18 protein-coding genes are annotated in these 20,342 nt (G+C 61.6%); 15 read left to right on the top strand and 3 right to left on the bottom strand.

The genetic code is table 11. The features are described 5' to 3' along the window. Positions 1–35: 35 nt before the first annotated feature. The 4 genes from KBY81_RS16735 (at position 36) to KBY81_RS07490 (ending at position 1,821) form a co-directional block, all read left to right on the top strand. On the top strand, positions 36–251 hold the full coding sequence (locus KBY81_RS16735) for a type II toxin-antitoxin system HicB family antitoxin (RefSeq protein ID WP_106222915.1): 216 nt from the start codon (positions 36–38) through the stop codon (positions 249–251). Further along, positions 248–472 (top strand): type II toxin-antitoxin system HicA family toxin, encoded by a 225-nt coding sequence (locus tag KBY81_RS16730; protein WP_396103668.1) that lies wholly within the window; start codon positions 248–250, stop codon positions 470–472. Before KBY81_RS16735 ends, KBY81_RS16730 begins: the two co-directional genes overlap by 4 nt. 73 nt (positions 473–545) lie before the next feature. Continuing rightward, positions 546–713, top strand: coding sequence for a hypothetical protein (locus tag KBY81_RS07495; protein WP_254976116.1), 168 nt, complete (start codon positions 546–548; stop codon positions 711–713). A gap of 241 nt (positions 714–954) precedes the next feature. Further along, positions 955–1,821, top strand: a complete 867-nt coding sequence (locus KBY81_RS07490) for an MBL fold metallo-hydrolase (protein ID WP_315858494.1) — start codon at positions 955–957, stop codon at positions 1,819–1,821. 202 nt (positions 1,822–2,023) lie between these two features. On the opposite strand, the gene KBY81_RS07485 is transcribed toward KBY81_RS07490, so the two are convergent. Next, a complete protein-coding gene (locus tag KBY81_RS07485) occupies positions 2,024–3,508 on the bottom strand; it encodes an ATP-binding protein (protein ID WP_254976115.1) in 1,485 nt (494 codons plus the stop codon). Between the two features lie 355 nt (positions 3,509–3,863). Here KBY81_RS07485 and KBY81_RS07480 point away from each other — a divergent pair, with 355 nt between their 5' ends. The 10 genes from KBY81_RS07480 to KBY81_RS07435 all read left to right on the top strand — a co-directional run bounded on the left by KBY81_RS07480 (position 3,864) and on the right by KBY81_RS07435 (position 16,822). Further along, complete coding sequence (locus KBY81_RS07480; RefSeq protein ID WP_254976114.1) at positions 3,864–4,535, top strand: hypothetical protein; 672 nt, start codon at positions 3,864–3,866, stop codon at positions 4,533–4,535. Positions 4,536–4,728: 193 nt separating this feature from the next. Further along, positions 4,729–5,796, top strand: a complete 1,068-nt coding sequence (locus tag KBY81_RS07475) for an endonuclease domain-containing protein (RefSeq protein ID WP_254976113.1) — start codon at positions 4,729–4,731, stop codon at positions 5,794–5,796. Then, positions 5,793–6,440 carry a hypothetical protein gene (locus KBY81_RS07470; protein ID WP_254976112.1) on the top strand — a complete coding sequence of 216 codons (648 nt, stop codon included), beginning with the start codon at positions 5,793–5,795 and terminating at the stop codon, positions 6,438–6,440. The genes KBY81_RS07475 and KBY81_RS07470 overlap by 4 nt, the downstream gene beginning before the upstream one ends. 4 nt (positions 6,441–6,444) lie before the next feature. Further along, complete coding sequence (locus tag KBY81_RS07465) at positions 6,445–9,789, top strand: helicase HerA domain-containing protein (protein ID WP_254976111.1); 3,345 nt, start codon at positions 6,445–6,447, stop codon at positions 9,787–9,789. A 263-nt stretch (positions 9,790–10,052) separates the two neighbouring features. Next, a complete protein-coding gene (gene rfbF / locus KBY81_RS07460) occupies positions 10,053–10,826 on the top strand; it encodes a glucose-1-phosphate cytidylyltransferase (RefSeq protein ID WP_159817594.1) in 774 nt (257 codons plus the stop codon). A 2-nt stretch (positions 10,827–10,828) separates the two neighbouring features. Next, positions 10,829–11,962 carry a CDP-glucose 4,6-dehydratase gene (rfbG, locus tag KBY81_RS07455; RefSeq protein WP_254976110.1) on the top strand — a complete coding sequence of 378 codons (1,134 nt, stop codon included), beginning with the start codon at positions 10,829–10,831 and terminating at the stop codon, positions 11,960–11,962. After that, complete coding sequence (rfbH, locus tag KBY81_RS07450; protein ID WP_254976109.1) at positions 11,959–13,452, top strand: lipopolysaccharide biosynthesis protein RfbH; 1,494 nt, start codon at positions 11,959–11,961, stop codon at positions 13,450–13,452. The genes rfbG and rfbH overlap by 4 nt, the downstream gene beginning before the upstream one ends. After that, positions 13,449–14,315 (top strand): NAD(P)-dependent oxidoreductase, encoded by an 867-nt coding sequence (locus tag KBY81_RS07445; protein ID WP_254976108.1) that lies wholly within the window; start codon positions 13,449–13,451, stop codon positions 14,313–14,315. Before rfbH ends, KBY81_RS07445 begins: the two co-directional genes overlap by 4 nt. A 5-nt stretch (positions 14,316–14,320) precedes the next feature. Beyond that, the gene (locus tag KBY81_RS07440; protein ID WP_254976107.1) at positions 14,321–15,379 is read left to right on the top strand and encodes an SDR family NAD(P)-dependent oxidoreductase; all 1,059 of its coding nucleotides are present in this window, start codon (positions 14,321–14,323) and stop codon (positions 15,377–15,379) included. A 21-nt stretch (positions 15,380–15,400) separates the two neighbouring features. Further along, complete coding sequence (locus KBY81_RS07435; RefSeq protein WP_254976106.1) at positions 15,401–16,822, top strand: hypothetical protein; 1,422 nt, start codon at positions 15,401–15,403, stop codon at positions 16,820–16,822. Positions 16,823–16,851: 29 nt separating this feature from the next. Here the strand turns inward: KBY81_RS07435 and KBY81_RS07430 are convergent, their stop codons facing one another. Beyond that, positions 16,852–17,178, bottom strand: coding sequence for a hypothetical protein (locus KBY81_RS07430; protein WP_254976105.1), 327 nt, complete (start codon positions 17,176–17,178; stop codon positions 16,852–16,854). 21 nt (positions 17,179–17,199) lie between these two features. Here KBY81_RS07430 and KBY81_RS07425 point away from each other — a divergent pair, with 21 nt between their 5' ends. Beyond that, complete coding sequence (locus KBY81_RS07425; protein ID WP_106222927.1) at positions 17,200–18,159, top strand: glycosyltransferase family 2 protein; 960 nt, start codon at positions 17,200–17,202, stop codon at positions 18,157–18,159. Positions 18,160–18,281: 122 nt separating this feature from the next. On the opposite strand, the gene tkt is transcribed toward KBY81_RS07425, so the two are convergent. Next, the gene (gene tkt / locus KBY81_RS07420; protein WP_106222928.1) at positions 18,282–20,300 is read right to left on the bottom strand and encodes a transketolase; all 2,019 of its coding nucleotides are present in this window, start codon (positions 20,298–20,300) and stop codon (positions 18,282–18,284) included. Positions 20,301–20,342 lie beyond the last annotated feature (42 nt).

The raw sequence follows: 20,342 nt of genomic DNA, 5'->3' as shown, positions 1-20,342 counted from the left end.
CAAAGCCGCTAGAGTGAATTGAGGAGGTGTCTTCAATGTCTAGACAATTTGATGTCGTCGTCGAAAGGGATTCAGAAGGTTTCTTTGTGGCGACCGTCCCGGCACTGCCCGGTTGTCATACGCAGGCCCAATCCTTGGATCAATTAATGGAGCGAGTCAAGGAGGCCATTGAGCTCTGCCTTGAAGTCGCCGGTACCGCCCCTGAGTCGCTTGACTTCGTAGGAGTGCAGCGCGTTACCGTTGAGGTGTGACGAGATATTCTGCGGTTTCAGGAAAGGCTCTCATCGCAGCGTTGAAAGACATTGGCTTTGAAGAAATCAGGGTGAAAGGTAGTCACCATTTCCTGAGGCACCCAGACCGTAGAGCGACGGTTGTGCCCGCTCATTCCAAGGAAACGTTGGGGCCTGGCCTTCTGGCAAGCATTCTTCGTGATGTCAAGGTCACAAGAGCCAGACTGCAAGAGCTTCTGTAAACCGTCCACGGCCGGGAGTTGCCTCCCGCCACCGATGTGTTTATGGTCCAAGCTTCTTCGGTGACCGCATCGATTGGGCTTCCCTTTCCCCAATGGCGTCACGTCCTATCTGTTCGGGGGACTGTTCCTCGGCCTGCTGCTGGTGATGGCGGCGGCCCTGACGGTCAACACCATCGGCTTCCGGCTGGCCCCGCGGCTGCGTGAGCCACGCTGCTGGGGCTGCCCTTTTCCCTTGAGGTGAAACCGATGCTGGCCGGGATGTTCGTGGGCGCCTACCTGCAGGGCGTGCTGGCGGAAGGCCCGCCGAAGCTGCAGGGCTGACGCCCGAGACGCGATGGCTTCCAACGCTCCCTTCGCCCTGGCGGCCGCCGCCGGCGGTGCGCCGCTGCTGCTGCGTCAGCTGTTCGACGCCGAGACCAGCACCTTCACCTACCTGCTGGCGGACGTGGCCTCCCGGCATGGGGTGCTGATCGATTCGGTGCATGAGCAGCACCCCCGTCCACGCCGACCACGTGAGCGGCAGCTGGCGGCTGCACCGGGCCACCGGCTGCGCCATAGCCCTGGCCGCCGTCGCCGGGGCCGAGAACGTGACCCTGCCCCTGCGCCATGGGGATCGGGTGAGCTTCGGCGGTCGCCACCTGGTGGTGCGCGCCACCCCCGGCCACACCGACGGTTGCCTCAGCGTCGTGCTCGATGACCACAGCGTGGCCTTCACCGGTGATGCCCTGCTGGTACGGGGCTGCGGCCGCTGCGACTTTCAGCAGGGGGATGCCTCCACGCTGTATCACTCGATCACCGGGCAGCTCCTCTCCCTGCCCGACCACTGCCTGCTCTACCCGGCCCACGATTACAGCGGCCGGCTCGGGGGCGAGGCCGACGAGCGCGACTTCGTGGGCTACATGGAGAACCTGCACCTCCCCCACCCCAACCGGATCTCCGTGGCCGTGCCTGCCAACCTGCGCTCCGGCCGGCCCGCTGACGGTGGCTTGGAGGAGGCGGACGACTGGGCACCGATCGAGCGCAGCTATGCCGGCCTGCCGGAACTGACGGCCGACTGGGTGGCCGGCCACCGCGAGGCCCTGACGCTGGTGGACGTGCGTTCCGAAGCGGAAGTGCAGGGCCCGGACGGACGCATCCCGGGCAGCCTGCTGATTCCCCTGCCTGAGTTGCAGCGCCGGGCCGACGAGATCCCAACGGATCGGCCCACGGTGGTGCTTTGCCACTCCGGCAGCCGCTCCGCCTTGGCCACGCAACACCTGCAGAAGAAGGGGCTGACCCAGGTGGCCAACATGCGTGGCGGTCTGAGGGCCTGGAAAGCGCAGGGGCTGCCGTTGGATCAGCCTGGTTGAATTACACCAGTGCGCTCTGTTGTAGCCGTGGACACAAGTGGTTCACGGACTCGTTAAGCATGGCTGGGGTTGGTGCCCCTGGATAAAGTGCTGTTGCGGGCCAAGGGTTTCAGAGACTGCCTGCTGTGAACTTAGTTGTGTTGTCTGGAATGGACCTGCCGGTTGGGGGTGGTTCTCGATGCCACAGAAGAACAAGATAGGCCTAAATTATTTGATTGTTCGATATGGCCATTCTCATAAACTTGTGCCTACCTTCGACGCTCTTTAGGAGATTGATACCAAGCGTATATGCGTAAAGACTTGATGGAGCAAACTGAAACCGAACGCCATTGTAAAGAACATTCTCGTCGAGAACAGTCTTGCTTGTTATCAACATGGGTTGGCTAATCCCCGGGTTGCGCTGAATGAATTCGATGCAATTATCAAGTTCTCGACGAACTTGATATGGCCGATCACTCCACTTTACCTCAACAGCCCATGAAGGTTGCTGGTCAACTGATCCAAGGCTTACGATGTCAACTTCACCTGATTTCCAGCGGGCATAGTAAAGCTGAGTTTGCTGGCTGTGCTGCCATTGACTAAATACAGCTGTTTCAGTTAGCGCCCCCATGGCTTCAGACTCAGGGTCGATTTGGCCGAAGAGAGCTGCTCTCATTGAGGGATTGACTAAGTACACTTTAAACGAAACTGCGCGCTTGAAACGTTTGGCAGTCTGGTCAATTCGCTCAACTCGCTTAATAAGAAATGCGGCTTCTAGGTATTCCAGATATCGCTTAATCGTATTCTTTGCGACACCCGATTGCTTTGACAGCGCTTCAAGGCTAACCTCATTGCCGCTATTATAGGCCAAAGTATTAAACAACTTATTTAGCTCTTGTATGTCGCTGATTCCATAAAGGCTGGGCAGATCGCGTAAAAGAACCTTGTCAATTATATCGCTTTTTATAAACTGATATGGATTCTCGCGAATTGATTCGGAGAAGACGGCCTCTGGATAGCCACCATAGTTCATATACTTAATGAATTCAGCATTTAGCTCGTTAATGTCTAAAGGGCTGTAGTCTAGGCTCGTCTCTGGATTCCTAGGAGATTCCTTCTGCACTATCAACTCGCTTTCTCTTCCTATAAAATGCAGATATTCGGCAAAAGTCAGCGGAGGAAGAATGTAGTCACTAAATCTTCCTGCTCCTGACTCAACACTTCTAAGCCTGAGAGCTGCCGCAGCTGATCCTGTAGCTGTAAACTTATAGTCACTATACGAGTCTACAAGGGATTTTAGATGAACTTCCCAATCACGTAGATACTGGACCTCGTCAAAGAATATGTAAAGTGACTCGGAGCGGCCGTGATTAAACTGATTCTGGTACAGTCCCAAAAGTTTAGCGAGTGATAGTCCGGTGTAAACTGGCGTTTCAAGAGATATATAGATGATATGGTTAGGCTCGATGCCCGAATCAATAAGCTCTCGAATAGCGTGCATGACCATTACTGTCTTTCCGACCCTCCTAGGGCCCATCAAGACAACTGCCCGATTAACTGTCTTATCGCAAACAGCAGCAAAGAACGACTGAAAGTACTTTCTCCTAGGCTTGTCTTGGTACTGAACCTTTCCATCAAAGTCCGATTCCCACCATGGGTTATCAAAATAAAGCCTTGCGACGATATCCTCCTTGGCAATCTCAAGCATCTAGGCTAAGGTCAGTTCCCTGATCTTAGCAGATATCAGCGTCTAGGCTTAATCTGCCCAGAGGGTTGCCAGTGGCTGGGATGGCAGTCTTGTCAGAGTTAGCGAAGCCTCACTACCCCCTCGAGTTGACAGGCTATGAAAGGCTCTCTGCTGTCGCGTTCTTGCAGTTCCTGCCTGCCAATAAGAGGCTGCGTTGGATCGGCTGCTTAAGTCGCTAATGTGATACAGAGAACCTCTCAGACGAACTTGTGGATGGTGTCAGATGAACGAGAATGATCTGTTTAGCTTCGTGGGCTCTTGTCGTACTCGCACCCACCGCGAAATAAATGACACGTGTATATGGTGCTCTGCAGCCTTGAGCTCACTTAAGAAGTCACTTGCTGATCCAGACTTCCTATCCCAGCAGAGATTCACAGTTCCTTCGAAGAAGGCCAACAAGACTGTCCCGCGTGAACCAGCCTCTGTCGAACGAATCATCCGCGATGCGGTGGGGGTACGCATTTATCATTCGGTGTTCGTGTACTTTGTTGCTCAGGTCGAAGCCTGCTTAATCGATTTGTTGCGTGAAGTTCTTATCTTCGATCCAAGGCGACTAAAATGCCGCGTCCAGGGCATCAACCATACACAGAAGGTTGAAGTCGACTTTGTGATCAACTCAGCCTCTGTTCAAGATGCAGTCGCACGGATCGTCGATATGGAGCTTGCAAATGTGTTCTACGCTGGCCCCAAGGCTCAATTGACTTATCTTGAGAAGGTGCTAGGAATAAGTCTTGATGATAAACTGAAATTGGCTTGGCGTGAAATAAAGGCAACTCGCGATATCCTTGTCCATAACTCTGGCGTAATCAACCCTGTCTATCTTTCGAAGACGGATGAGGCTGCTCGTGGAGTAGTTGGTGAATGTCTGGTAGTCGACAAGGTCTATTTTGAAAAGTCGGCAACGATCATGAAGTCACTAGTCGGGCAGATCGTCTCGCAGTTTCAGTCGGAGTTGCGTCAGAAGAATGCTGAAGTCGTCGCTTCTTAGGCAGATTGTGGATCTGACTGTGCTGATGTTATGGCGGTCCAACATCCAGATACAGACGATGGGCGTGGGAGTGGGCTGCCAATGCGTACAGCCACTTCCAGCTTCTGATCTAGAGCGTAAATCTGTTCCGGATCTTTATTGCTGGTGTGAATATGGTTTCGATCATCTACAATCGAGATAAGACAATACACAGATGCCATCCGATTTCTTTTCGCAATCCGATTGTCGACAAATCCAAGTTGTGATCAGCAATGATCCCCTCAAATTGATCCCTGCCGTTCGCCAGTCCATTCGGAAAAGTCTTACAGGACGCCTGACTACACAATTCTGGCAAACGCTGCCATCCCATGATGATCTGCTGAATGATGTGCTGGCCCAGATGTCAAGCCTAGCACTGGCTATCTGGCCTTATTGGTATTCAAGTCTCTTGTCTACGTCAAAGATCAAGACTCGAAACATCGAGCAACTGCTCGCTAGGGATGCAGCGGGACTCCAGCTCCAACAAGAGATCCCCCGCCTTTCTCTCGTCTGGCTGACGAAGGCCGCATCTTGTATTGCCAGCGGTTCTGTGCCTTTGATCCGTAGCTTTAGCCGCACCGTTCAGTGCCAGCAGCTGGCCATGGCTCTCGGTCTTGATCATGGAATTGTTCTGATGGCGCTCACTAGCCCCAATCAGCAAGAGGATCGTCTACGGAGTTTGGCACAGGTCTGCAGCTGGCTGGCGAAGACCGCGAAGGCACGCATTATGGTTGTCATTCCACCGGAGCTGGCCGCTAGCTCCGCTCTCGATAGCATCACATATCAAGCTGAGGATCTCACCTCTTTGGTGGATCCCGCTTCCGTCGCGGCGATCCCCGATGAAGAGACTTTCAAGCTTTGGCCGATTCATGGCCAACCTCATCCCTGTAGCCCGGGAGAACAGCTGCTGGCCGCACGGTTAGCGGCGGATCATGAGCTAGCGGGACTGTTTGATTTCAACCTTTTGGTGCGGACCGTGCTCGGAACCTGCCATCTAGTGGATCTGCTCTGGGCAAAGGGGAGGCTTGTAGTTGAGGTGGATGGCTATCGCCACCACAGCAGTCCTTCAGCGTTTTGCGAGGACCGTCAGCGGGACTACGAGCTGTTGATCAGCGACTATCTCGTGCTGAGGCTGCCCCATAGTGTTGTGATGGAGGAGACCGAGGAGGCCATCGCTAAGCTTCGGCAGACAGTAGTATTTCGTCGTCAGCAGCTGTCTGCATTGATGGCCTCAATGCCATGACCTTTGATCCATCACCTAAGCAGGCCCTAGTGCTCTGGAGCCTGGTTGTGGCAGGCCCTGGGCACGAGCCCTCGCGTTCTACGGCAAAGCCCAAGCTCAGCGCCGCTGAGCGTAGACAGCTGCTTGACGCACATCTGATCGAAGAGGAGAAGCGGGGAAGGTCATACCATCTCCTTCTTGCCGATAAGGGTTGGGAATGGGCCGAGCGGCAGGACGTGATTCAACTCTGCTTGTCTCCCAATGCCACTCCTGTGCTGGAGAAGCTGATTCAGGCTCTCGTGAGATTCCTGGCAAAGAACGAGGTAAGGCTCGCTGAAGTGATTTCGACCATCCGATTGCCCCAGCATGAAGCACCTTTTCCTCCTCTAGCGGCATCTCATCAGAGTCTGTCAGATCAGGTTCGATCTGCTTGTCTCTCGATCACTGGTGGTGAGTATGAGCGCAGAGTCAAGCTTGCGGATCTACGTACTGCGCTTCTGGCTCATTCACGCGAAGCCCTGGATGGAGTCTTGCTCCAGATGGATCAGTCAAAAGCCATCCAGCTGATGATGCTGGAACAGCCTTCTGACGTGACACCCGAAGACAGGGCAGCAGCCATCTTCATCGCTGGCCAACCCAAGCACGTCCTTTACCTGCCGAGGTAGCGTCATGGCCGATATCGCTGTCGAGGCACTGCAGGCCTTATCGGAGGTTGATTTCGAGTGGGCCGTTCACTTGAGAAGCGTTTGGACGGACATCGGCTACGACATTCCATCCATCCATGGTGACGAAAGAGCTGTCATCTTTTCCCGTATCAACACGCTGATGCGATCTCTAGATGCTAGATCCCCTCTAGGTCTAGTGATTCGAGGGAATGCTGGTGCTGGAAAGACGCATTTGTTGAGTGCTATTCGACAGCATGTTCTCTCCCGGGCACAGATCTTCATCCTCGTGGACATGACGGATGTGCGGGAGTTCTGGGAAACTGTGAATCAGGGTTTCCTCTCTTCTTTGGAGCAGGTGACTCCAACGGGTCATACGCAACTAGCCCTCGCTTTACGCGGTTTGTTGCGCTGCGTCAACGTTCCATTCACCCTTAATCAGCTGAGTGACTGTAGTCATCCCTCCTGGCTCTCTAATCTAAGCGCACTGTTTAGAGGCTTGTCCCACCTCGATAAAGCATCCACTAGGAAGTTCTCTGATGTCCTACGAGCATCTCTGCTCCTGGGTTCAGACGAGTTCGAAGTCTCTGCCATGGCGTACAACTGGTTGTTGGGAATCCCCCTGGAGGAGACGGACTTCAGACGCTTTGGATTTTCGCGCCCCTGTTCTACCTCCATGGAGGCTGTCGAAGGGATCTCATGGCTGATTGGACTTTCCCACTGCACAGTTCTGGCGCTGGATCAGCTCGACAGCATCGTGACGCAGCACAGCCTTGTCTCCAGTATGGAGAATCCAAGTTCAGATGAGCAAAAGCTCTCTACTTCCATTGTTGAAGGCATTGCTGGTGGTTTTTCGGCGTTGCGGGACAAGACTTTTCGAACACTTTCTATCGTAACCTGCATCGAGAAGACGTGGGATCAGATCGCATCCGTTACTCAAAGCTCCTACAAGGACAGATTTGAATCTTCTTCGATCTTTCTGGCTAATGTCTACGACTCTGATTCAACATCAGGGATGGTTGCCAATCGGCTTCGTGCCGCTTACCAGAATTACGGCATCGAGCCTCCCTACAGTAGCTGGCCATTTTCGGCGGAGTTTTTCCGTGGTGCTAAGGGGATGTTGCCACGGGAGTTGCTGAAGCAGTGTGACCGCCACCGCCAGAAATGCCTTGAAAATGGTAGAATCACTGAATTGGTTTCTCCTGAGAGGGCTCTGCCTTCAGCGCATCCCTATCATCCGTTCGACCAGGATTACGCGGAGCTTTTCCCGGCCTGTATCTCTCCAGATATCAATGATGAGAGTCAAGAAGACTCGGATGTTGCCTCCCTTCTTCAGTTCGCAATTAATTGTCTGGCGCTTGAGCTACATGATGATGATATTGATTATGAAGTAGACACTCAGTTCACAGGCGGATCAAGAACACGTCCTCTTCATGCCCGTATCCGGCAGATCTTACACTCCAAGGGCGGCCTTGAACGCCATCTCAGCCTGAGGGTTCTCCTCAGATCCAATGCTAGGGCTTACAACAACCGTATGCAACTGGCTATGGGCGCCGCTGGGATCGGAAGGGGCCTAAATCATCGCCAGCTTCTGATCTTCCGCAATTTCCCTCCTCCTGCAGGTCCCTCAAGCCAAAACCTCACCCAGCAGTTCCATGCTGCTGGTGGGGAGTTCCTTTCCATCCCAGTCGAAGACTTATCTCGGCTTGAGGCTCTCCGACGGCTCAATGAAAGCAATCCAGTGGATTTTGATCTCTGGCAGTCTCAACGGCGGCCAGTCTCCCAACTGGCATTTCTCAGGACAGCCGTCGCCTGGTTAACGAATCACGGTGAACAACCTTCTTTGTCCAGCCCGCAATCTCAGGGCTTGGACACTACGAATGTTCCTCATCCTGAGGGATGGACGACTGGCCGTGCAAACCAACTCCCAATCCCCTCACCAGGATCGGCCTGGCCTTCTGGCAAGCCATCGTCAGCGAGCTTGGGCCCTTACGGAGAAGCCACGTGGCATTCGGCCAGCACTGCTCCTGTGCCGGCAGGAATTGATGTTGTTGAAGTAGGAGTTGCTCATGAAGCTGGTGCCCGCATTCCTGTCGGTGTTCGACTGATTGGGAACCTTGACGGCCCTTCTACTTTCCTTGATCTTGGAGACCTAGGCCGACATACAGTTATCCTTGCCGGTAGCGGCTCCGGGAAAACTGTCTTGATCCGCCGGCTGGTGGAAGAGGCAGCATTGCAAGGGATACCCTCAATAGTGATCGATGGCGCAAATGATCTGGCGCGCTTGGGAGATCGCTGGGACCGCCTGCCTGCCGCCTGGGGCAGCGGCGACGAGCAGAAGGCTGAGGCTTATCACAGCAAGAGTGACGTGGTTCTTTGGACTCCTGGCAGGGAATCTGGAAATCCTCTGCAACTTAGTCCACTACCGAACTTCGCTGCCATTGAGGACCTCGAGGAACTTGATCAGGCTACTGATATGGCCCGCGATGCTCTGCAGGATGTCGCGGCCCAGGGCAATTCTCAAGCTGCTCTTCTGAAACGGGGCATCCTCAAGGCTGCGCTCAATCACTTTGCCTCGTTGGTACCTGGGGGAGATTTGGGTGACTTCATTGGCTTCCTTCGTGATCTTCCACCGGAGGCCTGCGATGGCATAGCCACAGCTAATAAGCGCGCTCAGGAGATGGCTGGAGTTCTCTGGGCAGAAGTGCAAAACAACCCACTGCTTCGCCAGAGCGGCCACATCCTCGACCCAGCCATCCTTCTCGGTACCGAATCTAGCTGTAGCAAGACGAGAGTTTCGGTGATTAACTTGTGCGGCCTCCAGGGTCTCTCTGCACAGAGGCAATTTCTCAACCAACTCTTTATGTCTCTATTTGTTTGGATCAAGAAAAATCCTCCGCCTCCGCAAATCCCTCTTCGAGGTCTGCTGGTTCTGGATGAGGCCAAGGACTTCGTGCCTTCCAGAGAGTCGACAGCTTGCAAGTCGAGCTTTAACCGCCTTGTCGCCCAAGCAAGGAAGTACGGATTGGGGATTGTAGTAGCTACCCAAGCCCCAAAGAGCATCGATCACAATGTCATTGCCAACTGCACCACGCAGTTCTTTGGCAAGGCCAACTCTCCTGCAGCCATCGCCGTGGTAGGCGAGGCCGTTAGCCAGCGGGGGGGGAATCCGGATGAAGTTTCTAGACTAAAAACCGGCCAGTTCTACATCAGTTCCGAAGGCATCAATCCACCAGCCAAGATCCGCACGCCTTTGTGTCTCTCTTTCCACCCCCCATCCCCACTCAGCGAAGAGGAAGTCATCCAGAGGGCGGCCGTTTCAAGGCATGCTATGGCTGCTTCAAGTTCGTAGCACCTTATGGGCCTAGCCTAGATTTCCTTGGGTCATCGGCTGAAGGGACCTCCGGGGAGTTCCAAATTTGAGTTGCCCAGCAAAGGTCAGAACTTGCTTTCCAGGATGCAAATGCTTCAAGCGCGGCTACGGTCTGCTACTAGGGCTCCAGACCTGCCTGCGCATGGTGTGAAGTGGTGCCTTTGCTAGGTTCCACCGCAGTCTTGAGCCATCGCCCCGCTGCGGCCGGCGGTTCAGCCTTCCACTCCCCGCCTTCCCTTTTGATGAAAGCCGTCATCCTGGCCGGTGGACTGGGTACCCGACTCGCCGAGGAGACCCACCTGCGGCCCAAGCCGATGGTGGAGATCGGCGGCAAGCCGATCCTGTGGCACATCCTCAAGATCTACAGCCACCACGGCATCAACGATTTCATCATCTGTTGTGGCTACAAGGGCTATGTGATCAAGGAATACTTCGCCAACTATTTCCTGCACACCAGTGATGTCACCTTCCATATGGATCTCAACCACATGGAAGTGCACCGCCAGAAGGCCGAGCCCTGGAAGGTCACCCTGGTTGACACCGGCGACGCCACCCTCACCGGCGGCCGTCTGGCCCGGGTGCGCAGCTACCTGCCGCCCGGGGAATCCTTCTGCTTCACCTACGGCGACGGCGTCGCCGATGTGGACATCACCGCCCTGATCGCCCACCACCGCCGCGAGGGTCTGCAGGCCACCCTCACCGCCGTCCAGCCCCCCGGTCGCTACGGCGCCCTGCACCTGGAAGGGGATGCGGTGGCTGATTTCGAGGAGAAGCCCGACGGTGACAACGCCTGGATCAACGGCGGCTTCTTCGTGCTCGAGCCTGCCGTGATCGACCTGGTCGACGGCGACCAGTGCGTCTGGGAGCAGGCGCCCCTCAAGGCCCTGGCCACCCAGGGCCAGCTCAGCTCCTTCAAGCACCGCGGCTTCTGGCAGCCCATGGACACCCTGCGCGACCGCCAGCGCCTGGAGGACCTCTGGCAGCAGGGCCGCGCCCCCTGGAAGGTCTGGAGCTGACCATGGCCAGCGCCTCCCCCCGGCGGGCCTGGCAGCGGCCCGATTCCGCCTTCTGGCAGGGCAAACGGGTGCTCCTCACCGGCCACACCGGCTTCAAGGGCAGCTGGCTGGCCCTCTGGCTCTGCGAACTCGGCGCCCAGGTCACCGGTTTCGCCCTGGCGCCGGACACCGACCCCTCCCTGTTCGACCAGCTGGGCCTCGCCTCCCGCCTCGACCACCACGTAGGTGATCTGCGCGATCCGGCCGCCCTCCGCGAACTCGTGACCGCCGTGCAGCCGGAGGTGGTGCTGCACCTGGCGGCCCAGCCCCTGGTGCGGCGCAGCTACGCCGAGCCGGTGCTCACCTGGGACACCAACGTGCTGGGCACCATCCATCTCATGGAGGCCCTGCGGCCCCTGGCCCATCCCTGCGCCGCGGTGCTGATCACCACCGACAAGGTGTACCGCAACAACGAATGGCTCTACGGGTACCGGGAGAACGACCCCCTCGGCGGTCACGACCCCTACAGCAGCAGCAAGGCCGCCGCCGAGCTGGCGATCAGCTCCTGGCGCGCCAGCTACTGCGGCAGCCTGCCCCACCAGTCGCCCCACCTGCGCCTGGCCAGTGCCCGGGCCGGCAACGTCATCGGCGGGGGCGACTGGGCCGCCGACCGCATCATTCCCGACACCGTCCGCTCCTTGCGCGCCGGTGAGCCCATCACCCTGCGTAACCCCGGCGCCACCCGCCCCTGGCAGCACGTGCTCGAACCCCTCGGCGGCTACCTGGCCCTGGCCGAGGCCCTCGCCGAACCCTCCGATGGCATGGCGATGGCCGAAGCCTTCAATTTCGGACCCCAGCTGGAGGCCAACCGGCCCGTGCGGGAGCTGGTGGAGCAGGCCCTGGCCCACTGGTCCGGCACCTGGATCGATGCCTCCGATCCCAGCGCCCCCCACGAGGCCGGTCTGTTGAATCTTGTGGTCGACAAGGCCCACCACCGCCTCGGCTGGTCGCCCCGCTGGGACTTCGCGACCACCACCGCCCGCACGCTTCAGTGGTATCGCCGCGTGATCGAGGCGGGCGACGACCCGCTGGCCTGCTGCCTCGACGACCTCACCGCCTATCTCGCTCCTCTCCCGCCGGGCCGATCCACCCCATGACCGCCGACCTCGACCAGCTCAAGCAGGAGATCCTGCGGCTCACCCGCGACTACGCCCGCCGCGCCCACGCCGCCCACCGCCCCGGCGACGACCCGGATCGCACCCCCCACGCCGACGGCCAGACGATCCCCTACGCCGGCCGGGTCTTCACCGAAGACGAGGTGGAAGCGGCCGTGGGCACCACCCTCGACTTCTGGCTCACCCTCGGCACCGAAGGCGCCGCCATGGAGAGCGAACTGGCGGCCTTCCTGGGGGTGCGCCACAGCCTGCTGGTCAATTCCGGCTCCTCGGCGAATCTGGTGGCCATTTCGGCCCTCACCTCCCACCGCCTGCCCGCCGAGCGGCGTCTGCGCCCCGGCGATGAGGTGATCACCGTGGCCGCCGGCTTCCCCACCACCGTGGCGCCGATCCTGCAGGTGGGCGCCGTGCCGGTGTTCATCGACGCCGATCCGGTCACCGGCAACGCCCGCTGCGACCAGCTCGAGGCCGCCTTCACCCCCGGCGTCACCAAGGCCGTGATGATGGCCCACGCCCTGGGCAACCCCTTCGACCTGGCGGCCGTGCTGCGCTTCTGCCGCGCCCACGACCTCTACCTGGTGGAGGACAACTGCGACGCCCTGGGGTGCTCCTATTCCATGCCCCGGGAGCTGGCCGAATCCCTCGGCTTCAGCGACAACAGCCCCGGCCTCGATGAGGGCCCCGACCGTGTCATCCGCTGGACCGGCACCTGGGGCGACATCAGCACCCAGAGCTTCTACCCGCCCCACCACCTCACCATGGGCGAGGGCGGCGCCGTCAACATCGTCCGCGACCAGAAGCTCAAGGTGGTGGCCGAGAGCTTCCGCGACTGGGGCCGCGACTGCTGGTGCCCCTCCGGCAAGGACGACACCTGCGGCAAGCGCTTCGACTGGCAGCTGGGCGAACTGCCCGCCGGCTACGACCACAAGTACATCTACAGCCACCTCGGCTTCAACCTCAAACCGCTCGATCCCCAGGCCGCCATCGGCCGGGTGCAGCTGCGCCGCCTGCCCGAGTTCATCGAGGCCCGCAAGCGCAACTGGCAGACCCTGCGCGAAGGCCTGGTAGCCACCGAGCCCGTGCTGGAGTTCTCCCTGCCCACCCACGCCACCGGCTGGGATCCGCAGGCCGGCTTCTCCTGGGACGCCAGCGGCTGCCGCACCGACTGCTCCTGGTTCGGCTTCAAGATCTCCGTCAAACCCGACGCCCCCTTCCGCCGCACCGACCTGGCCCGGGAGCTCGATGCCCACCGCATCGGCAACCGCATGCTGTTCGGCGGCAACCTGGTGCGCCAGCCGGCCTTCGTGCAGCTGCGCGCCGACCGCCCCGACGCCCTGCGGGTGGTGGGCGACCTGGCCGGCGCCGACGCGATCATGGTCGACACCCTGTTCCTCGGCACCTACCCGGGCCTGACGGCCCCGATGCTGGCCAGGGAGATCCAGGTGATCCTCGACTTCTGCCGCAGCCGATGAGGCTGTTCCTCACCGGCGGCACCGGCTTCATCGGCTCCCACGTGCTGGCGGCGGCCCTGGCGGCGGGCCACCAGGTGCGGGCCCTGCGCCGCAGCCCCGCCTCCGCCCCGGTGATCCCCCTGCCCGGCGAGCCCGAATGGTGCCAGGGGGATCTGGCCAGCCTGGAGGCCTCGGCGCTGGAGGGCGTGGAGGCGGTGCTGCACCTGGCCTCGGCCGGGGTGAGCCCCAAGCCCGCCAGCTGGGAGGAGCTGGTGCAGGCCAACGTGGCCGGCAGCCTGCGGCTGCTGGAGCGGGCGGCGGAGGCGGGGGTGCGCCGCTGCGTCGTGGCCGGCAGCAGCCACGAGTACGGCAACGCCGCCCGCCGCTACGAGGCCATCCCCCCCGACGCCCCCCTGGAGCCCCTGAGCCCTTACGGCGCCAGCAAGGCGGCGGCCTTCCAGCTGCTGCGGGCCTTCGCCATCGCCCGGGAGCTGGAGCTCTTTTACGGCCGCATCTTCTCGGCCTACGGCGAGGGCCAGTTCGAGGGCAATGTCTGGCCGTCCCTGCGCCGTGCGGCCCGCTCCGGTGACGACTTCCCCATGACCTCCGGCCGCCAGATCAGCGATTTCATCCCCGTCGCCGAGGTGGCCGACCACCTGCTGGCGGCCTGCACGCGGCCCGATGTGGCCGCCGGCGTGCCCCTGGTGGTGAACATCGGCTCGGGGGCCGCCACCAGCCTGCTGGCCTTCGCCGAAGCGGAATGGGAGCGCCTGGGGGCGACCGGTAGATTGCGCCCCGGTGTGCTTCCCGACCGCCCCGATCAGATCGAGCGATACGTTCCGGACCTGGCTGGTTTGAGGCTCCCCGCGCCCCCTCTGCCCTGATGTCGATGAAGGTCCTGATCACCGGCGGTTGCGGCTTTCTGGGTTCGAACCTCGCCGCCTCCTACCTGCAGGAAGGGGCCGAGGTGATCGTGGTGGATGCCCTGTTCCGGCGCGGTTCGGCGGCCAACCTGGCCTGGCTGGAGCAGCAGGCCGCCCCGGGGCGCTTCCACTTCATCCAGGCCGACCTGGCCGAGACCGAGGCCGTGCTGGCCGTGTTCCGCCGCCACGCCCCCTTCGATTACATCTGCCACGTGGGCGGCCAGGTGGCGATGACCACCTCCCTGACCGATCCCGCCCGCGACCTGCAGACCAATGTCCTCGGCACCTTCGCCGTGCTCGAGGCCGCCCGGGCCCTCTCCCCCGAGGCCCTGATCGCCTACAGCAGCACCAACAAGGTCTACGGCGATCTGGAGGGGCTGCGCTACGAGGAGACCCCCACCCGCTACCGCCTGCCCGACCACCCCGACGGCCTCGATGAGTCCCTGGGGCTGGATTTCTCCACCCCCTACGGCTGCTCCAAGGGCGCCGCAGACCAGTACGTCCGCGACTGGGCCCGGGTCTACGGCCTGAAAACGGTGGTGTTCCGCCACTCCTCGATCTTCGGCGGCCGCCAGTTCGCCTCCTTCGACCAGGGCTGGGTGGGCTGGTTCTGCCAGAAGGCGATCGAGCAGAAGCGCGCCCATCAGGCCGGCCTGGCCCCCGAGCCCTTCACCATCGCCGGCACCGGCAAACAGGTGCGCGATGTGCTCCACGCCGACGACCTGATCCGCCTCTACCGGGCCGCCTATGCGCACCGGGAGCGGATGACCGGCGAGATCTTCAACATCGGCGGCGGCGCCGCCAACTCCCTCAGCCTGCTGGAGCTGTTCGCCCTGCTCGCCGAGCTGCTGGCCATTCCGCCGCTGGTGTTCACCCCCACCCCCCGCCGCGCCAGCGACCAGGACTGCTTCATCGCCGATATCGCCAAGGCCCGGCGGCTCCTGGGCTGGTCGCCGGCCATCTCCTGCCGCGACGGCGTCAGCCGCATGCTCGCCTGGACTGACACCCACCTGATGGCGGCCTGAGCGGAGCCGTTGCGCGCACCCATGGCGAACGTTTTCCCCACGATCCAGCGCTTCCGCCAGTCCGCGGAACAGCGGCTGCCCCCCCGGCTGCACGGCTTTCTCGTCTCCGCCGCCCTGATCGGCCTCTGTGCCCTCGGGTACCACCTGCGGCGTCCCTCGGTCTCCCTGGCGCCCACCCTCTACGCGGAGGATGGCGCGATCTTCCTGCAGCAGGCCATCGACCAGGGCGCCGGATCGCTGGTGCAGCTGTATGCCGGCTACAGCCATCTCCTGCAGCGGATCAGCGCCCTGACGGCCGTGAACCACCTCTCGCCGCTGGCCTATCCCGGCTTCTTTCTGCTGGTGGCCTGGGTGTCGTGGCTGCTGCCCCTGATCAGCGTCGAGGGCCTCATCGGTGCCGGGGTGTTCGGCCCGCTGATGCGGGTGGCCTACATCCCCTACGTCTATCACCCCTATGCCGGCGAGACCTATCTCAACCTGCCCAATGCCTACATCTTTTTCCCGCTCGGCTTCATCCTGATCGCCTACGGCGCGGTGGCCCGGCAGGGCAGCGGCCGACCGGAGCCCCCCTGGCCTGCGGCCCTGCGGGGTCTGCTGTTTCTCTACGGGCTGGTGGCGGCCTTCACCGGCCCGTTCATGGCCATCTACACGATTCCGCTGCTGATCTTCGATGGCCTGCGGCGCCGCCACCTGCCGCTGCGGCCCCTGTGGCTGAGCCTGCCGGTGCTGCTCTCCTCCCTGCAGCTCTACTTCTCCCAGCTGCAGACCACCTACCCCCTGTCGACGGCCGAGGCCCTAAGGACCCTGCTGGGACGGCCCGCCCTGCTGCTCGACTGGTTCACCGTCCACCTGATCGCCCCGCTGCTGGGGGGCTACAAGCCCTGGTGGCTTCTGCGGGGACTGCCCGATCCCCTGCAGCTGCTGGCCGTGCTGGTGGCCCTGGCCCTGGTGCTGCTGGCCCTGCGGGTGGTGACGAGGTCCATGGGGCAGCCGGGCCTGCTCTATCTGGGGATCTTTTCCACCCTGGTGCTTTCCCTGTCCAGCCTGTTGGTGGCCACCCGCCGCGGCGTTGACCTGAAACTGGTGGTGATCGAAGATGCCGGCGGGCGCTTCTTCTACTGGAACACCGTCCTGTTCCTGTCGGTGCTGCTGATCGCCTTCGTGTTGCTGGTGCGGGAGCGCCGCAGCCGCCGCAGCACCGCCTGCCGTGCCATGGCGGTCTGGCTGGTGCTGACGCTGGTCTTCTATCACAACAACGTCGTCCCGAGGCCCATTGAGGTGATGACCCCCTCCGGAGAGATGCGGACGCTCGACTATGCCGAGCAGCTCGGCGAGCAGTGCCGATGGCCCCACCCGAAGCTCACCCACATCTATGGCGGACCGATGTGGAGTTTCCAGCTGGGTGAGCGGCAGATGGCACGACTCTGCAGCGTGCCTTCCTGAAGCCCAGGGTTTCTGAAGCCGGCAAGTCCCTAACGGCCGAACATGCCGACGGCGACGATGGCGTAGCCGAGGGTGATCGCCATCACGCTGGCCGGCGGCAGGGCGGCGGCATCCTTGAGTGAGAACACTACATACAGCAGCGGATACTGCAGGCTCAGCATCAGCACCGCCAGTTTTCGGTCGGCGGAGGGCAGCACCAGGGCGGTGATTCCGAAGGAGGCGCCATAGCAAACAAGCGAGGCCGCCAGGTAGAGCGCGCCGGTGCGGACACCTTCAGCCGGTGGACGGATCCGCAAGATGAATTGGCCCAGGCATGCCGCAAGAACGGCAGCCAAAAGATACACTGCCTGCAGCATGCTTTTTGACAACATTAGCCCATGACGAGATCGCCGCATCATATCGCCATCTGCATTCCCTGTTACAACGAGTCCTCCAATATCGAAGCGCTCTATGTGAGGCTCGCCAAGGTTCTTGAGCAGTTTCCCGACGACGTTTTCTCGATCGTTTTTGCCGATAACTGCTCTACCGACCACACGGTGCAGCTGATCGAGGGCCTAGCGGCAAGGGATTCCCGCGTTGGCCTGATCCGCAATGTCTCGAACTTCGGCTTCGTGCGCTCCTCGGCCAATGCCCTGCTCGCGCCCGATGCCGACGCCAATGTGTTTCTGATGTCGGATCTGCAGGATCCCCCCGAGCTGGTGGCGGAGCTGATCAACGGCTGGAAGAAAGGCGACGACCAGGTGATCTTCGCCGTGCGCCGCTCCAGCCATGAGAGCCCGATCCTCTTCCTCTGCAAGAAGATCTACTACGCCACTCTCTCCTGGCTTTCCGATTATCCGATGGTGCGCGATACCACCGGTTTCGGCATCTACGACCGCTCCGTGATCGTGGCCCTGCGCCAGTCGATCGACTCCTATCCCTTCATCAAGGGCCTGGTGTGCGCCATCGGCTTCAAATGGTCCACCATTCCCTATGTGAGTGCCGACCGCAAGGGCGGCAGCAGCTCCGCGTCGCTGTCGTTCCTGGTGGATTTCGGCGTGCTCGGGATCGTCACCTCCTCCCGCAAGCCGATGCGGCTGATCACCACCGCCGGCCTGTCCCTCGGGGCGCTTTCCATCCTGCTGTCGTTCGTGGTGATGGTCAGCAAGCTGATCTTCTGGAACAGCTTCCAGTTCGGTGTGGCCATGCTGTCGGTCTCGGCGCTGTTCTTCGCCGGCGCCATGATGTTCGCCCTCGGCATCCTGGGCGAATACATCGGCTTCATCAACCAGCGCACCCTGCGCCTGCCCCTGGTGGTGGAGCGCAGTCGCCACAACGTGCCCAGCCGGGCCGCCTGAGGGGGGTCGGCGGCGGCGCCGCGGCGGCGGCTCGGCCACGAAAAAGCCGGGCCCGCAGGCCCGGCAACCGTGGGAGATCAGCGGATCGGGGTCGGCCTCGAAGTGGCCCCCGCCCGCCGGGCTCAGCCCAGGGCCTTGGCGGTGGCCACCACGTTGTCGACGGTGAAGCCGAACTTCTCCAGGCAGACGCCGCCGGGGGCGGAGGCACCGAAGCTGTCGATCGAGACGCTGGCGCCGTCGAAGCCGGTGTACTTGTGCCAGCCGAAGGAGCTGGAGGCCTCCACCACCACCCGCTTGCGCACGGCGGCGGGCAGCACCGACTCGCGGTAGGCGGCGTCCTGCTCCTCGAACAGCTCCACACAGGGCATCGACACCACCCGCACGGCCTTGCCTTCGGCGGTGAGCAGGGCGGCGGCCTTGACGCAGAGGTCGAGCTCGGTGCCGGTGCCGATCAGGATCAGGTCCGGGGTGCCGCTGCAGTCGTTCAGGATGTAGCCCCCCTTGGCCACCTTGTCGGCGGCGGAGTTGGCCTGGTTGACCATGGCCTGGCGGCTCAGGGCCAGCACCGTGGGGCGCTTGCGGTTGGTGACGGCGACCTTGTAGGCCCCCACCGTCTCGTTGCCGTCGCCGGGGCGGATCACCAGCAGGTTGGGGATGGCGCGCAGGTTGGCGAGGGTCTCCACCGGCTGGTGGGTGGGGCCGTCTTCGCCCAGGCCGATCGAATCGTGGGTGAGCACGTAGATCACGCCCAGCTGGGAGAGGGCCGACAGGCGCATGGCGCCGATCATGTAGCCGGCGAACACCAGGAAGGTGCCGCCGTAGGGGATCAGGCCGCTGTTGTGGTAGGCGATGCCGTTGAGCACGGCCGCCATGGCGTGCTCCCGCACCCCGAAGTGGAGGTAGCGGTTGGCTTCATGGCCCTTCTGGAAGCTGGCCTCGCCCTTGATGTCGGTGAGGTTGGAGTGGGTGAGGTCGGCGGAGCCGCCGATCAGCTCGGGCAGGCTGGGGCCGAAGGCGTTGAGGGCGTTGTAGGAGTGCTGGCGGGTGGCCAGGCCCTTGTCCTCGGGGGTGAACACCGGCAGGGACGCATCCCAGCCCTCGGGCAGCTCACCACGCAGCATCCGCTCGAATTCGGCCGCCTCGGCGGGGTAGCGGCTGCGGTAGGCGGCCAGGCTCTCGTTCCAGGAGGCTTCGGCGGCGGCACCGCGCTGGATGGCCTGGCGCCAGTGCTCATAGGCGGGCTCGGGCACCTCGAAGGCGCCATAGCTCCACTCCAGCTGCTGGCGGGTGAGCTCGGCCTCCTCGGCCCCGAGGGCGGCCCCGTGCACGCCGGCGGTGTTGGCCTTGTTGGGGGAGCCGTAGCCGATGGTGGTGGTGACCTTGATCAGGCTGGGACGGTCGGTGACCGCCTTGGCCGCCTCGATCGCCCGGGTGATGGCCGCCACGTCGGTGTTGCCGTCCTCGACGTGCTGCACATGCCAGCCGTAGGCCTCGTAGCGCTTCAGCACGTCCTCGGTGAAGGACACGCCGGTGTTGCCGTCGATGGTGATGTGGTTGTCGTCGTAGAGGGCGATCAGCTTGCCCAGACCCAGGTGGCCGGCCAGGGAGGCAGCCTCGCTGGAGACGCCCTCCTGGTTGCAGCCGTCACCCATCAGCACGTAGGTGTAGTGGTCGACGATGGTGGCGTCGGGCTTGTTGAACTTGGCCGCCAGGTGGGCTTCGGCGATCGCCAGGCCCACGGCGTTGGAGATGCCCTGCCCCAGGGGCCCGGTGGTCACCTCAACGCCGGGGGTCTCGAAGGTTTCCGGGTGGCCGGGGGTGCGGGAGCCCCACTGGCGGAACTGCTTGATGTCCTCCAGGGTCACGCTGTCGTAGCCGGTGAGGTGCAGCAGCGCGTACAGCAGCATGCAGCCGTGGCCGGCCGAGAGCACGAAGCGGTCGCGGTTGAACCACTGCGGATTCTTGGGGTTGTGGCGCAGCACCTTGTCCCAGAGGGAGAAGGCCATCGGTGCGCAGCCCATCGGCAGGCCGGGGTGCCCCGAGTTGGACTTGTTGATCGCGTCGACCGCCAGGAAGCGGATGCTGTTGATGCAGAGCGTCTCTACGTGGCTATCGACCTGGGTGGTGGGGGCGGCGACCATGGCTTGACGGGGGAGTACGGGGAGGAGGAGAGGTGTTCCTGG

It is taken from the genome of Cyanobium sp. Lug-B (assembly GCF_024345635.1).
GTDB lineage: Bacteria > Cyanobacteriota > Cyanobacteriia > PCC-6307 > Cyanobiaceae > Cyanobium > Cyanobium minutissimum.
The sequence above is the reverse complement of the archived record's forward strand: the minus strand, read 5'-3'. Positions and strand labels throughout refer to the sequence as shown.